Consider the following 13,597-nt stretch of genomic DNA (forward strand, 5'->3'; position numbering starts at 1 on the left):
CAGCAGACTCTAGCTGACGATCGTTGCTAATCAGGTCCAAATTTCCCCAGTTGTGGTCACTGAAAATTCCCCACCTGCTGGGTTTCGGCGGCCGGCTCCTCGGTGCGGACGAGCCCGGCCTTGAGCTTGTCCTTGAGCCGGTAGGAGTTGCCCCGGATGTTGATGGTCACTGCGTGGTGGAGCACGCGGTCGAGGATCGCGGTGGCGATGACCCGATCACCGAAGACCTCGCCCCAGGCGCCGAAGCTCTGATTGGAGGTGAGGATCATCGGGCCCTTCTCGTAGCGCCGGGAGATGAGCTGGAAGAACAGGTTCGCCCCCTGGCGGTCGATGGGCAGGTAGCCGATCTCGTCGATGATCAGGAGCCGCGGCACGGTGTAGGTCTTGAGCTTCTCGTCGAGCTTGCCCTCATGCAGCGCCTTGGTCAGGGTGGCGATCATGGCCGCGGCGGTGGTGAACAGCACCCGGTAGCCGTGAGCGATCGCCTCCAGCCCCAGGGCCACGGCGAGGTGGGTTTTGCCCACCCCGGGCGGGCCGAGGATGATGACGTTCTCGCCGTGCTCGATGAAGTGGCAGGCCGCCAGGCTCGTGAGCTGTTTCCGGTCGAGCGAGGGCTGGTAGGCGAACTCGAACGCGGCGAGCCCCTTCACGAACGGGAAGCGCGCGAGGTTGGTGCGCATGGTGACGTTCTTGGCGGTCTTGGCCGCGACCTCCTCGCCGAGAATCTGATCGAGGAAGTCGGCGTAGCTGAGCTCCCTGGTCGCTGCCTCCTGCAGCAGGGCCTCCAGGCGTTCCTGGCTTTTGAACAGCCGCAGCCGATGCAGGTGCTCGCCGAGGCGCTCGAGCTGTGCGGGGTTCATGCGTGGTTCTCCAGGCCGCCAGCGGCGGCCAGGTGATCGTAGACGGCCAGATCCCGAATCTCGACCTCCAGGCCCAAGTCGGCGCGCTGTGTCGCCGCGGCCGGCGTACTCAGTGTGCGCCGCGGGTTGCGGGCGATCGCCCCGGGGCCGTGGGCCGGGTCGATGTGCATGGCGTGGGTGCCCTCCAGGGCAGCGTGGGCTGCCACGGGCTCGCCGCGGTGGTAGAAGACCAACTGCGCCCCTTGTCGCTCGACCTCGACGCGCTGGCCGATCAGGCGGAACGGCACCGAGTAGCGGTTGGTCTGGTAGCTGACCAGGTAGTCGTCTGCGACCACCCGAGTGGCGCGCATGCCGAGCCAGAAGCTCGGCTGGCCCGCCGTGGGGATCAGCGCCGGCGCTTCGCGCTGGAAGCGCACGGCGGGTTGTTCATGGGTGGTGCCGTGGAGGCGCTGATCGGCGATCTCGGCGGCCCACTGCTGGAGCTGTTCGTTGAGATCCAGCTCGTCGACGAACGTCCTGCCGGGGAGGAAGTTGCGCTTGAGGTACTTCACGCCGCTCTCGACCTTGCCCTTGGTCTGCGCCCGGTAGGCACGGCATAGCCGTGGCTCGAAGCCCCAGTAGTCGGCGAAGCTCTTGAACGTCGCGTTCCAGCGCACCCGCCCGTCGCCACCGGGATGGCAGACGGTGCGGGGCCGATCATAGAGATGCTCCCGGGTGTGGCCGCCGAAGTAGGCGAACGCCTGCTCGTGGGCATCGAGGAACTGGCGCAGCGCCTCCCGCGGATAGGCAAGATGGAACGCCCGGCGGGAGAAGCCGAGGGTCATCACAAAGAAGTGCTGCACCGTGACACCGCGGCGGAAAGGCACTCGCGACTCGCCCCAGTCGATCTGACTCTGCCCGCCCGGCGGCGTCTCAAAGCGCAGCAAAGCGCGCTGGGCCTGCTCACGCACGGCCCGCAGCGGCTTCACGAACCGCTTGACCGTCTCGTAGCTGCCCCGGTAGCCGCGGCTTGCCTGCAGCTCCTGGAAGAGGATCCGCGCCGAGTAGTCCACGGCCGGGGCGCGCTCACACAGATACGCTTCGTGCTCGCGCAGCAGTGTCGCGGTGGATCGTTCTCGCTGGTAGCGGCGGTAGGACGGATCCCGAAGGCAGCGCCGGATGGTCTTGCGATCCAACCCGAAGCGCCGGGCCAGCTCCGAGATCGACACCGGCTCTCGGGCCGCCGTGCAGCGAATCTCATCGAAAAGCTCCTGGCGCACCATGGCTGACTCCGCAGGTGAGTGACCTGCCTGCATCGTGCGCCCGGGAACTTGCTTCGCCATCGTCATGGCTCTCCCTCCTCAGTGCGGAGGGTGGGGAAAATTCAATGACCGTACCTGGGGATTTTTGAATGACCGATGACAACTACGTCCTCGACCTCGTCCCCAAGCGCTCGTTCGTGCGTTGGGCCGTGGCGCAGGGCCAGACGGTGTTCGTCATCTCCTGGGTGAACCCGGACGAGCGCTATGCCGACGTGGGCTTCGAGGACTACCTAACTGATGGCGTGGTCGCGGCCATGGACGCGGTCGGCGAGGCCACCGGCGAGCGCGAGATGAACGCCATGGGCTACTGTATCGGCGGCACCCTGCTGGCCTGCACCCTCGCCTGGCTCGCCGCGCGCGGGGACGACCGCATCGCGAGCGCCACCTTCCTCACCTCGCTCATGGAGTTCAGCGACGTCGGCGAGCTCTCGGTGTTCATCGACGAGCCGCAGATCCGCGCCATGGAACGCCACATGGCGGCCCTCGGCTACTTCGAGGGCACCCATCTCGCCACCGCTTTCAACCTGCTACAGGCCCGCGAGCTCATTTGGGGTGCGAGCGTGCACAGCTACCTGCTGGGCCGCGAGCCGCCCGCCTTCGACCTCCTCTACTGGAACTCGGACTCCACCCGCATGCCGGCGCGAATGCACAGCTTTTACCTGCGCAACATGTACCTGGAGAACCGCCTGCGCGAGCCCGGCGCCATTACCCTCGCCGGCGTCCCCATCGACCTCGGCCGGGTGCGTCTGCCGGCGTTCGTGCTCGCGACCGAGCGCGACCATATCGCCCCCTGGCGCTCCTGCTACCGCAGCGCGAAGCTCCTCGGTGGCCGCCGCGTGCGCTTCGTGCTGGGCGAGTCCGGCCATATCGCCGGCGCCATGAATCCGGCCGGGAGCGGCAAGTACGGGTACCGGACCAGCCGGCGCCTCCCGGCCCGCCCCGATGAATTCCTCGCCGCCGCCGAACACCACCCGGGCTCCTGGTGGCCGGAGTGGCGCGCCTGGCTGGAGCGCTTCAGCGGGGGCTCGGTACCCGCGCGCGCCCCCGGCGACGGCGGACTCGCCCCCATCGAGCCGGCGCCTGGGTGCTATGTGCGGGTGCAGGCGCACGAGCCGGCACCGGTCGCGGGCGCTCCGGGGTCACCTGCACGGCGCCCCGGCGCAGTTACTGTGCGGGGCTCCGGATCAAACTGAGCGCACCTAACTGCCGATCAGTCGTCATTTCGGGGGCAGGTCACTCGGCGGTGGAATCGATCAACGGCGCCACCGCCACAATCGCCGCCGACTGCGAGCATTCGTGCTCGCGCCGATGCTCGGCCACCAGAGGAACCGCCCGCGCTCGGGCCTCCGGGGAAAATCGGTTCACTGTACTCTTGACCCGATCATCTCAACCTATCGGGTCACCGGAAATCGCGGGGCGGTTCAGGGGCTCGACATCGGGAGCGCGGGCGATGCTTGTCTCAAACGCGGGGCTCGGCGGCGTAATAGGCACAGGGCGACGGGTATTTCGTCTGATCAGCTTATGCGTCACGTCGGGTGTGTGACTCATTACGCAATGATGGAAGTGACGACACCTGACCGTTACGTTGTACGTGCCTCGAATCGCTCAAGAGCGCCCGGAGACAGTCGATACATCGGTCGAGGCAAGGACCTTTGTGCGGATGATTCGAAAGGTCCTTGCGGGAGTGATATATACCGGGCCCAAGCCCTGCCTGGTGATCAGTGGCGTATGTCTGCCCGTGGGCAGTCCACGTCTTACGTGACACCTTTGGGAGGGCGCGACTCATGCGAGTCAATGAGCCGGTTACGCAGAATAATGTCCCCGTGCAAAGCGGGGCTAATATCCTTTCCACCACCGATCGAAAGGGTCGGATTACCCACGTCAACGAAGAGTTCGTCGAAATCAGCGGCTACAGTCGCGAGGAGCTGATCGGCCAGCCTCATAATCTGCTGCGTCATCCTGATATGCCGCGGCTGGCATTCGAGGACTTCTGGCGCACGCTCGAGGCGGGGCGCTCATGGATGGGCCTGATCAAAAATCGCTGCAAGAATGGCGATCACTACTGGGTCAAGGCTTTCGCGACACCGATTCGGGATGCCAATGGTGAGGTGACTGAATATCAGTCAGTTCGCACGGCAGTTGCGGACACCTACGCCCTGAAGCGGGCCGAGCAGATCTACGGCCATGCACGTGCGAATGAGCCCGACAAGGGCAAGCTGAGCGAGGCGTACCGCCGTCCGTGGCGCCCGAGTCTTGTGGCGTACCTCGTGGGAGCCCAGGCGGTTCCTTTGATTGCGCTCTTGGTCATGGCCTTGATGGGCGCAATGCCTCCCGTTGCTGGGGCGACTTTGGCTGGCCTAATCGCCGTACCAATAGCAGTCGCTATATGGTGCTCGAAGCCCTACTCCGCGCTGGTAAAGGAGGCGAGCGCCATCGTTGACGATCCGCTCGCTGAGGCCGTGTTCGTTGGTCGCCACGATGGGTCGGCTCGAATACGGCTCGCCATGATGAAAGTGAGAACGGAACTGGATGCGGTTACCAAGCGGCTATCCGACACGTCACTGGCAATCGGCATCGCCGCGGGCGATGCCGAAGACAATACACGCCAAGCTGCATCCGCCATGGCGAAGCAGAGCGCAGAAGTCGAGGGCGTGGCCAGCGCTAGTGAGGAGATGTCCCAAACCCTTCAGGAGATCTCCCGAAATACCACAGAAACGGCAGATACAGCGGGCGAGGCGACGAAGCAGGGTCAGGAAGCAAGGCAGCGTATGGAGACAACACGCGAGGCCATGAACCGCTTGGAGGGGCAAATACATCGCTCGACTGAACTCGTCAACACGTTAGCCGCGTCCGGACAAGAGATCGAGAAAGTCCTTACGGTTATTAATGGCATCGCAGAGCAAACAAATCTTCTGGCGCTCAACGCATCAATTGAAGCGGCGCGGGCTGGAACAGCAGGACGGGGATTCTCCGTTGTCGCCGAAGAGGTCCGAGTGCTCGCCGCGCGGACACAGGAGTCTACCGATGAGATTCGAAGGATAGTCGCGACGGTCCAGGACAGTGCAGAACATGCGACCGAAGCGATGGCAGAGAGCCATCGGGAGGCGGAGAGCACTAGGGCACTCATGGTGAACACGGAGGACCAACTTCAGGAGCTAGTGGCGGCCGCGGAGGCGATCTCGTCACTCACCACGCAGATCGCGAGCGCCGTCGAGGAGCAGACTACCGTCGGTGCCCAGATGTCCCAGAATATAAGCGAAATCAGCGAGCTAGCCAAGGCTGCCACGGGCGGTGCAGACGCTTGCGTTAACCGGATCGGCTCGGTCGTCGAAGAGGTTGGTCGGATGCGCGGACTGATTCAACAGTTCCAGCAATAAAAGACGAAAAATACTTGTTTTAACCGAGTGCCGAATGCGCTTGGATAATGGGCTGATGACAATGAGGCGCGCTTGAGCGACAGACTGGCTTCTGCTGCTAACGCGCCTATTAGTATTGGTTTGCAACTGCGACCCACTTGCGTATTCGGTCGATGAGGCGGGCAGTTCATGGCGTCGCAACGGGACAGCGTTGGCGCATCGCAGCAAAAGGAGACCATTCCGGCGGATGAGTTTGCCGGCATTGGTGAGGTGGCCTGCAAGCAGGTAATGCTTGAAGCGAGCGATGCGATGGTGTTAGCAACCTCGGAGGGAATCATAGTTGGCGCAAACCTTAGCGCCGCAAGCATGCTTGGCCGTAGCCAGGATGAGCTGACAGGAATGCATGTCGTTCAGCTCCATCCGGAGGAAGAGCGCAAGCGCGTGCTCAGCGTGTTTGAAGAACTACGTACGGTCGGTCACAGCCTCGTAGAGCACAGGGTCCTACGCGCTGATGGCTCGTTGGTTCATGCGGAGGTCTCCGGAACCCGAATTCGCGACCAGGGTACCGGAGAAATTTTCATGCTTGGTGTCTTCAGGGATATCGAAAAGCGGCGCGAAGATGAGAGTCGCCAACGCGCCGCCGTCGTGCGGGAGGTTCACCACCGCATCAAGAACCACCTCCAAGGACTTAGCGGTCTGCTCGCGAGACATGCGAGCAGGGAGCCTGCGCTCCAGCCCGCATTACGCGATGTTCAGGGTCAGATTCACTCCATCTCACTGATCCATGGGTTGCAGAGTCGACGCGGAAGTGAACAGATCTGGCTCTGCGATATGGTCCGCGGCGTTTGCCAATCAATCGAGGAGGTCTGGGGATTAATACAGCACATCACAGTGACGGTGAACACCACATCACCGGTGTACATCTCAACCGACGAATGCGTTCCAGTGGCCTTGATCGTGAATGAGCTGGTCGGGAATGCCGTCAAACACGGAGGGGGAGGTTGGTATAGCGTGAATGTGGAAGCCTGCGTAGAGGGGTCACCGGAGAAGGCCAGAGTAACCGTGCGCAATCGCGGCCGGCTCTCTGAGGCATTCGAGATCAGTCGTGGGCGAGACCTTTCTTCCGGGCTCGGTCTGGTTGGTGCGCTCATGCCTCGTGAGGGCGCGAAACTCGACATTCGTATGATAGACGGAAGCGACGAGGTCGTGTCCGTGCTGGACCTGACGCCTCCCGTTCTCGCGAAGCCGTTCGAACACGAGATCTGAAGGGAGGAGAGTTGCCGCGATGGAAATGGAAGGGACGAACATACTGATCGTGGACGACGATCGCCTGATTACCCTGACCCTTGTGCAGGGCCTGCGGGAGCTCGGTTACAACGCCTATGGCGCCCAGTCAGCTGGCGAGGCACGCCAGTTGATCGCTGAGCACCAAGTCGAGCTCGTCGTGGTGGATTCCAAAATGCCGGGTGAGTCAGGATCTATTTTTGCGCGCTGGCTTCGCCAGGAAACTGAGATCCCGTTTCTCTTTCTGTCCGCATATAGCGATAGGCAGACAGTGGAAGCTGCGGTTGACGCCGGCGCATTAGCATACGTCGTGAAGCCGGTACAGGTGAGCCAGCTGGTCCCTATGCTGGAAGCGGTAAGGGAACGCGCCCAAGAGATTGCGGAGTTACGTGCCAAAGAGCACAAACTGCAGAGGGCTATTGCTAGCAATCGGCAGATTAGTGTCGCAGTAGGGCTGATCATGGCGCGACATGGCCTACTCAAGGGAGAAGCCTTTGAGAAACTCAGAGAAAAGGCGCGTGCAAGACGCCGTAAAGTAGAGGATTTCGCCGCCGAACTCGTGGAGGCCGAGGAGTTGTTGTCAACCGCGGTGCGGTAGCAAATTCTCGCTAATAACTCAGAATCCACAACAGAGCCGGCCAATACCCCGCCACATTACTTGCGCTTCGCCCGTGCCCCGCGAAGCCTGATCAGTAGAAGCACAGTTGGTCGTTGCGTCGCGCATCGAGCGTTGATGCGTACGGCGGCCAATCGAGTTCGGACGGACTATGGCGTTCGAACTTGTTTGATTCGCGCTGTCATATACAGGGGCAAACAGATGGGTGACATTGAACACATGCCGAGCGAGGAGAAGGTACGCGTTCTTGCGAGCGCGCTGGAACAGATTGCGGATGCCGTTATCATTACGGACCGGCAGGGCGTGATCGGCTACGTGAATGAGAGTTTCGAGTCATTGACCGGCTACTCCAGAAAAGAGGTCATCGGAAAAAAGCCCAACATGCTGAAATCCGGTCGGCACGGGACGGAATTCTATAAGGAGCTGTGGGGTAATGTTCACGCCGGGAAGCCATTTCGTGCCGTTTTCGTTAATCGTAAAAAGGACGGAAAACTATATTACGAGTCGAAAACAATTACTCCGGTAAAGTCGCGGGGCCATGAAGTTACTCATATAGTGGCCACCGGCCGGGACATTACCGAGCGAGTGCAGATGGAACGCCGGTTACGAAAGCAGGCGTACACTGACAGTCTCACCGGGCTTGGTAACCGAAGCAGCTTCTGGGAGGCGGTACAGAGGGTTCTTGACTGTCCGCGCACGAGCAACGCGGCGGCGGTGCTGTATGTGGATCTTGATGGTTTCAAGGCGGTCAACGACACCTTCGGGCACGCGTGGGGGGACAAGCTACTAATTGCGGTGGGCGAAAGGTTGGCCAGCCTAGTAAGGCGACACGATGTGGTAGCGCGCCTAGGCGGCGATGAGTTCGCGATTTTGGCGATGGGCTCGGATGCTGGCGATTACGTGGAAGGGCTGGCGGAAAGACTTCTGGAGGCACTCGAAGCGCCTTTTGATGTGGCGGGGGTGGATACGTATCTCTCGGCAAGTGTCGGTGTGGCTGTCATTCCGGAGGGGGTGCTTGAGCCGGAGAGCGTCGTCCGCCGCGCCGATATCGCCATGTACCGGGCGAAACGTAGCAAGGCGACCTACTGCGTATACGAGGAAGGTATGCAGAGAGCGGTGGCGGATGCGTTCAATCTGAAGAACGATATCCGGCATGCACTTGATGAACAGCAGCTCTATCTGGTTTATCAGCCGCAGGTCGCGGCCACCACCGGCGAGATTCGGGGCGTTGAAGCCTTATTGCGGTGGGAACATCCCAAAATTGGGGATATTCCGCCAAGCAAGTTTATTCCGGTGCTAGAGGAGCTGGGTCTTATTCACAAGGTAGGGAGGTGGGTGCTGAAGGAAGCCGCGGCGCAATTGAGGGCCTGGCAGGATGAGGGGATTGATGTGCCGCGCGTTGCGGTCAACGTCAGCCCGGTCCAGCTTGAACGAGCAGCCTTCACAGAGGAGTTGTTGGAGACGCTTGCTGGCGCGGATGTAGCCCCGTCGTCAGTTGAGATTGAGTTGGTCGAAACAACGTTGCTTGCGGACATTGATGCGATGGGCGATCGACTCTTTGAGATTTCTGAACGGGGCGTATCGATCGCGCTAGACGATTTTGGTACGGGCTTCTCGGCGCTGAACCACTTACATCGGTTTCCCGTAAATGTAGTGAAGATAGATCGGACCTTCGTGGCCGGTCTTGGCTCTGCTAGGGAAGACGCGCGTATTATTGAGGCGATAGTGAGAGTGGCCGGGGACCTCGGTGTGGAGACGATTGGTGAGGGGGTGGAGACACAGCTACAGTTGGACCGACTTGTGGAGCTTGGGTGTAAATATATTCATGGTTACTTGGTGGCGTATCCGGCGAAGGCGGAGGGAATCGCAGGCCAGATTGGGGACGATCGTGGAGTGTGGAAAACTGTGCTTGAGTCTGAGGGTAGGGGGGTGATGCAATTAAGGGTGGGAACTGAGCGGTGACCGCCCGCTCCTGGCCGGAAAGAGTCTTCAACGATGCGGGGTGCGTCCGGTGAGCGCTACCTGGTTTGCGTCGCTGATTCCGAAGCGCTCTCTGTACGCCTGGGGCACGGCGCCCGTCCGGCGCTTGAACACGCGGCGGAAGTGGGTCACGTCCTCATAGCCCACAGCGTTCGCGATCTCCTGGATGGATTGCAGGTCGTTCTCCAGCAGGTGGCGGGACGCGTTAATGCGTAGTTGGTGGAGGTAATTGAGGGGTGACTCGCCGGTAACTGCCTTGAAGCGCCGGGCGAAATTGCTCGGGCTCATGCCGGCGCGCCGCGCCAGGTCGTTTACGCGCACGGGCTCGGCGAAATGCCGGAACAGCCATTCCTGCACCCGGTAGATCCGTTGGTCGCTATGGGCGGCCTCGGGCGGTTCCATGTCATAGCCCATCTGCCAGTAGCGCGGTGTCTGCAGGAGCAGTGCTTTCGCGGTTTCCACCGCAACGCGGTGTCCGCAGTGTTTCTCCACCAGGTAGAGGCTGAGGTCGACGCCGGCATACACGCCGCCGCTGCAGAGCAGGTTCCCCGATTCGGTGATGATGCGCTCGGGTTGCCACCGCACCTGTGGATAGCGCCTGCGGCAGGCGTCGGCAACACCCCAGTGTGTTGTCGCGGGGCGTCCATCGAGCAGGCCGGCCTCGGCTACCAGTGCGGCGCCCGCGCAGACCCCCGCCACGGTGGCGCCGCGGTCGTGCCAGTTGCGAAGCCATGGATAGAGGGCGGCGTGGGCTGGGCAGTCCGCTTCCAGGTCGACGCCTACCGCGGACACGATGACGATATCGGCGTGGTCGATGTCCCCGATGCTGCAATCCGGCGCCAGCCCGACGCCGGCCGCGGTGCGCACCGTGCGCCCGTCCTGGGAGGCGGTGCGCACGCGGTAGCGTGGCTGCGTCCGTCTGCCGCGCATTCGGTTCCAGAGGACGCCGGCCGTGCCGAACACCTCCAGCGGTGCGATGGCTGTCGTGGGCATGCCGTTGTCCACGAGCACTACGGTGACGTCGAGCATGTCGGGGATCTCCGGTTCGCCCTCGCTGCGGCGCGCGCGGGAGCCGGCATGACTATGCCTCCGCGCCTAGGCCCGAGCCGCCCATTTCCTCGGGCACATCCTTCAGCTTGGCCACGCCGTCGTGGACGCGCAACACCGCCTCCGCGTAGTTGACGTGCACCTGGGGTTCGAAGGGCAGGTCGGGAAGAAGGGCGGCATAGACGTCGACGAGGCCCATGGACGGATGGACGGTGAACAGGTGCCCGCCGCAGCGTCGGCACCACTTGCGCTGGCTGGCAGGCGTCTTCTCGTAGGTTGCTATGTTCCCGGCGCCGCCGGTGATTTTCAGCGCCTCCGGTGGCCAGAGTGTGAAGGCGTTGACCGGGCCCGCGGACCAGTGCCGACATGAGTGGCAATGGCAATAGCCCATCGCGGCGGGCTCGCCGTTCACGGCGAACTGCACCGCGCCACAAAAACAGCTTCCGGTGTAGGCTTGCTCTTTGATCATGGGACGTCCCCCCGCGTTGCGCGATTGCGTTGCCCGGCGTCCGGACCGCGGACGCAGGAGGCATTCTGGTTGCCGGGGGCGTGCTGGCCCAGTGTCAGAATCCGCATATCGCCGGGTCGATTCTGCTTCGGTACGGCCTTTCGCGGACCGCCCGCGTAGTGCTGGGGGACGGAGTTCGTGACAAGGGCGGGCGACCGGCGCGCCGACCGGCGATAGCGCTTCTTTGCGGGGAGTAGCCGCATCGAAGGACGCGGCTGGGTCCTGCGACAGGAAACGGCGAAAGCCGGCTTCGCGGTCGAGCAGTGGCTGGAAGCGGAGGCCGTGCGCCTCTGGTCGGACAGCGACGACCAAGTCTAGAGAATGCGTACGAGAAGAAATCGACCTAATTAGTGCACGTAGAGCACCCCAAAACCCACTTCTGCTTCGTAATCGCTGCGCACAATTGGGCTATCCCTGACATCGCTACTGTAGTGCTCGTATAGCGCCTCGCCAAAAACCTGCCATTTCTCGGTGACAAAATAACGGAAGGTATAGTTTATCCCGATAGAGCGAAAGCCACCGTCGAGATCGGTTTCATCCAGCCCAGAATTAGCTGCCTGTTCTGAGTCTATACCAAAGTCCCTATTAGCATAATCGCTATCGTGGAAAACCAAAACAAGACTCAGGTCTGACCCCGTACCATCTGTTTGATCACCGAAACGACGCCCAGCCCCGAAAATAACAAGATTCCCGTCCTCGCTAGTAATAAGTCGCCCGTCTAGCCAATAACGCCAGTCCGAATCAAAAAAAAGTCAGGAATTGGAACGCGAGCAGTTTAATAGGCACTGATCACTGTGAGTCCGATCTGGGTCGGGAGGCGCTGTTTTCAATCAGAATCTGAGTGCTTGAGCTGTATCGTCGCCTTCGGCGCCCTGTTGATGCTCCCGTACATGCGCGACTCCGGTGGCGTCGCCGGATTCAGCGGAATTGCGCTGCTGGCGGTCCTCTCGTTCGCACGTCCGGCACCGTACCGTCCGAGCCTGCGGCGGCTGGTGGACGGGATGATTGAAGGCGTCATGGCTGCCGCGAAGCTCGCACTCATCCTCGCGGCAATCGGCATCATCGTCCAAATGCTGACGACCACCGGCCTGGGCGTGACGTTGGGGCGGTTCATGATCGAGGTCTCCCGGGAGAGCCTTGCGGTCGGGCTAGTGTCTGAAGGCACTGGTGGTGTTCGTGCTGACGCTGTCGGCCAGCTTCATGATGGCCTGTTCATTGTACGGCGTACTGCGCGGGCGGCTCGGTTGGGCCGAGCGCCTGATCCTGCTGCTCGGGCCGGCAACCTTCCTTGCCTATCTGTTCATGGGCTCGGCCTGGCTCGGGATCGTTGCCCCTGCGCTGCTTGCGGTCGTCTACGCTTACCGGCGTCAGGTCGGGACGCCGATTGCGGCGAATGCCTAGTTTCGGCATGGCGTGCGCAGGCATGCGCGAGTGCGGCTGTCAGCCGCGGCAAGACTCAGGGCGGGCGCAACCCGTGCGGTCGCCTGCCGCCAGTTTCGGGGACCACCGAGGTCTCGTGTGCTGTGAGGTCACCGGGAGAGGAATTCATGAACCCTAGACTCAAGTTCGGCGTCCGGCTCAACATCCAAGGCGAAATGGGTTCGTCATCTTCGGGATTCGACTTCACTCTCGAGATGGCGCGCGCGGCAGAAGACCTCGGCTTCGACTCGGTGTGGATGCCCGATCACCTCGAGAACGCGCATCTTGATCGCTCCCGCCCTATCCTCGAGCACTGGACCACACTCACGGCCGTCGGCGCCCTCACGGAGCGGGTGCGCCTGGGTGGCCATACCTACAATGACAATCTGCGCCATCCCGGCGTGACCGCGAAGATGGCCGCGACGGTCGACCAGATCACCCAGGGTCGGCTCATCCTGGCGCCGGGATCGGGCTGGTTCGGCGACGAGTGCCATGCCTACGGGATCGAGTGGTTCGAGCCCGATCGTCGCAAGGCGCGGTTGCGCGAGTCCATCCAGGTCCTGCAGTCGTTGTTCACCGACGAGCGCACCACCTTCGATGGCGAGTTCTTCCGTCTGCAGGACGCCTACTGCAACCCCAAGCCGGTGCAGCAGCCCTATCCACCGTTCTGGATCGCCGGCGAGGCCCCGCTGACCCAGGAAATGGTCGCGGAGCTGGGGGACGCCTGGTTCATGTACAGCCGCCGACCGGAGCAGGTGGCGCGCATGGTGCCGCCCATGCTGGAGCGCCGGCGTGACCGCCCCCTCGGCGTAACCCTGTCGACTGTCTATCTGAGTGGAGACAGCGACGCTGAGGCGCAACGCTGGGCGGAGATGTATGCCGAGGAGCGCAAGCATCGCTTCACCGTGCCGCCCACGGTGGACGACGTTTTGGCCTCCAACCTGCTCGGCAGCCCGGAGCGCATACACGAGCGGATCGCGGAGTGGGCCGAGGCGGGTGTCGACTACCTCGTCATCCAGCCCATGCCGCCCATGGACGGCTTGCGCGCATTCGGCGAGAAGATCCTGCCTGCCTACCTGTAGCGGCGGGTTCCCGTCCGCGGCCTGGCGCCGAGCTTCTGAGAGAACCGGGCCGCGACTATCAGGAATCTCCGGCTTCTCCTGCCGGAGTGCTGAGCGTAGTGGGGGACGTCCAGTACCTCTTCCGACTTCCGCGCACTACGCCTC

The 13,597-nt window shown here is 62.4% G+C and carries 13 protein-coding genes; 7 read left to right on the top strand and 6 right to left on the bottom strand.

What is annotated here, in order from left to right:
• Positions 1–56 precede the first annotated feature (56 nt).
• Positions 57–860, bottom strand: a complete 804-nt coding sequence (gene istB / locus LMH63_RS06010) for an IS21-like element helper ATPase IstB (protein ID WP_109680119.1) — start codon at positions 858–860, stop codon at positions 57–59.
• Positions 857–2,182, bottom strand: a complete 1,326-nt coding sequence (istA, locus tag LMH63_RS06015; protein WP_199225754.1) for an IS21 family transposase — start codon at positions 2,180–2,182, stop codon at positions 857–859. The genes istB and istA overlap by 4 nt, the downstream gene beginning before the upstream one ends.
• 68 nt (positions 2,183–2,250) lie before the next feature.
• Between istA and LMH63_RS06020 the strand changes: the two genes are divergently transcribed.
• The 5 genes from LMH63_RS06020 to LMH63_RS06040 all read left to right on the top strand — a co-directional run bounded on the left by LMH63_RS06020 (position 2,251) and on the right by LMH63_RS06040 (position 9,379).
• Positions 2,251–3,354, top strand: coding sequence for a PHA/PHB synthase family protein (locus LMH63_RS06020; protein WP_109680120.1), 1,104 nt, complete (start codon positions 2,251–2,253; stop codon positions 3,352–3,354).
• 591 nt (positions 3,355–3,945) lie between these two features.
• On the top strand, positions 3,946–5,538 hold the full coding sequence (locus LMH63_RS06025) for a methyl-accepting chemotaxis protein (protein WP_109680121.1): 1,593 nt from the start codon (positions 3,946–3,948) through the stop codon (positions 5,536–5,538).
• Between the two features lie 168 nt (positions 5,539–5,706).
• Positions 5,707–6,783 carry a sensor histidine kinase gene (locus LMH63_RS06030; RefSeq protein ID WP_109680122.1) on the top strand — a complete coding sequence of 359 codons (1,077 nt, stop codon included), beginning with the start codon at positions 5,707–5,709 and terminating at the stop codon, positions 6,781–6,783.
• 19 nt (positions 6,784–6,802) lie between these two features.
• Positions 6,803–7,399 carry an ANTAR domain-containing response regulator gene (locus tag LMH63_RS06035; RefSeq protein WP_109680123.1) on the top strand — a complete coding sequence of 199 codons (597 nt, stop codon included), beginning with the start codon at positions 6,803–6,805 and terminating at the stop codon, positions 7,397–7,399.
• A gap of 219 nt (positions 7,400–7,618) precedes the next feature.
• Positions 7,619–9,379, top strand: a complete 1,761-nt coding sequence (locus LMH63_RS06040) for a putative bifunctional diguanylate cyclase/phosphodiesterase (protein ID WP_158280475.1) — start codon at positions 7,619–7,621, stop codon at positions 9,377–9,379.
• A gap of 27 nt (positions 9,380–9,406) precedes the next feature.
• Here the strand turns inward: LMH63_RS06040 and LMH63_RS06045 are convergent, their stop codons facing one another.
• The 4 genes from LMH63_RS06045 to LMH63_RS06060 all read right to left on the bottom strand — a co-directional run bounded on the left by LMH63_RS06045 (position 9,407) and on the right by LMH63_RS06060 (position 12,066).
• The gene (locus LMH63_RS06045) at positions 9,407–10,426 is read right to left on the bottom strand and encodes a GlxA family transcriptional regulator (protein WP_109680125.1); all 1,020 of its coding nucleotides are present in this window, start codon (positions 10,424–10,426) and stop codon (positions 9,407–9,409) included.
• Positions 10,427–10,478: 52 nt separating this feature from the next.
• On the bottom strand, positions 10,479–10,913 hold the full coding sequence (locus tag LMH63_RS06050) for a GFA family protein (RefSeq protein WP_109680126.1): 435 nt from the start codon (positions 10,911–10,913) through the stop codon (positions 10,479–10,481).
• A 386-nt stretch (positions 10,914–11,299) separates the two neighbouring features.
• Positions 11,300–11,566, bottom strand: coding sequence for a MipA/OmpV family protein (locus tag LMH63_RS06055; protein ID WP_229332740.1), 267 nt, complete (start codon positions 11,564–11,566; stop codon positions 11,300–11,302).
• Positions 11,567–11,778: 212 nt separating this feature from the next.
• Entirely contained in the window at positions 11,779–12,066 is a 288-nt protein-coding gene (locus tag LMH63_RS06060; RefSeq protein ID WP_158280476.1) for a hypothetical protein, read from the bottom strand.
• Between the two features lie 53 nt (positions 12,067–12,119).
• On the opposite strand from LMH63_RS06060, the gene LMH63_RS06065 reads away from it, so the two are divergent.
• A complete protein-coding gene (locus tag LMH63_RS06065) occupies positions 12,120–12,353 on the top strand; it encodes a hypothetical protein (protein WP_158280477.1) in 234 nt (77 codons plus the stop codon).
• Positions 12,354–12,499: 146 nt separating this feature from the next.
• A complete protein-coding gene (locus LMH63_RS06070) occupies positions 12,500–13,453 on the top strand; it encodes an LLM class flavin-dependent oxidoreductase (RefSeq protein WP_158280478.1) in 954 nt (317 codons plus the stop codon).
• The last annotated feature ends 144 nt before the right edge of the window (positions 13,454–13,597 follow it).

Source organism: Spiribacter halobius, assembly GCF_020883455.1.
Taxonomy (GTDB): Bacteria; Pseudomonadota; Gammaproteobacteria; order Nitrococcales; family Nitrococcaceae; genus Sediminicurvatus; species Sediminicurvatus halobius.

What these genes read in the sequence shown, in the direction of transcription:
- istB (WP_109680119.1), bottom strand. Translation starts at nt 860, where the DNA reads ATGAACCCCGCACAGCTCGAGCGCCTCGGCGAGCACCTGCATCGGCTG.
- LMH63_RS06030 (WP_109680122.1), top strand. Translation starts at nt 5,707, where the DNA reads ATGGCGTCGCAACGGGACAGCGTTGGCGCATCGCAGCAAAAGGAGACC.
- LMH63_RS06070 (WP_158280478.1), top strand. Translation starts at nt 12,500, where the DNA reads ATGAACCCTAGACTCAAGTTCGGCGTCCGGCTCAACATCCAAGGCGAA.
- LMH63_RS06025 (WP_109680121.1), top strand. Translation starts at nt 3,946, where the DNA reads ATGCGAGTCAATGAGCCGGTTACGCAGAATAATGTCCCCGTGCAAAGC.
- LMH63_RS06050 (WP_109680126.1), bottom strand. Translation starts at nt 10,913, where the DNA reads ATGATCAAAGAGCAAGCCTACACCGGAAGCTGTTTTTGTGGCGCGGTG.
- LMH63_RS06035 (WP_109680123.1), top strand. Translation starts at nt 6,803, where the DNA reads ATGGAAATGGAAGGGACGAACATACTGATCGTGGACGACGATCGCCTG.
- LMH63_RS06040 (WP_158280475.1), top strand. Translation starts at nt 7,619, where the DNA reads ATGGGTGACATTGAACACATGCCGAGCGAGGAGAAGGTACGCGTTCTT.
- LMH63_RS06060 (WP_158280476.1), bottom strand. Translation starts at nt 12,066, where the DNA reads ATGAACCGCCCCAACGTCACGCCCAGGCCGGTGGTCGTCAGCATTTGG.
- istA (WP_199225754.1), bottom strand. Translation starts at nt 2,182, where the DNA reads ATGGCGAAGCAAGTTCCCGGGCGCACGATGCAGGCAGGTCACTCACCT.
- LMH63_RS06020 (WP_109680120.1), top strand. Translation starts at nt 2,251, where the DNA reads ATGACCGATGACAACTACGTCCTCGACCTCGTCCCCAAGCGCTCGTTC.
- LMH63_RS06045 (WP_109680125.1), bottom strand. Translation starts at nt 10,426, where the DNA reads ATGCTCGACGTCACCGTAGTGCTCGTGGACAACGGCATGCCCACGACA.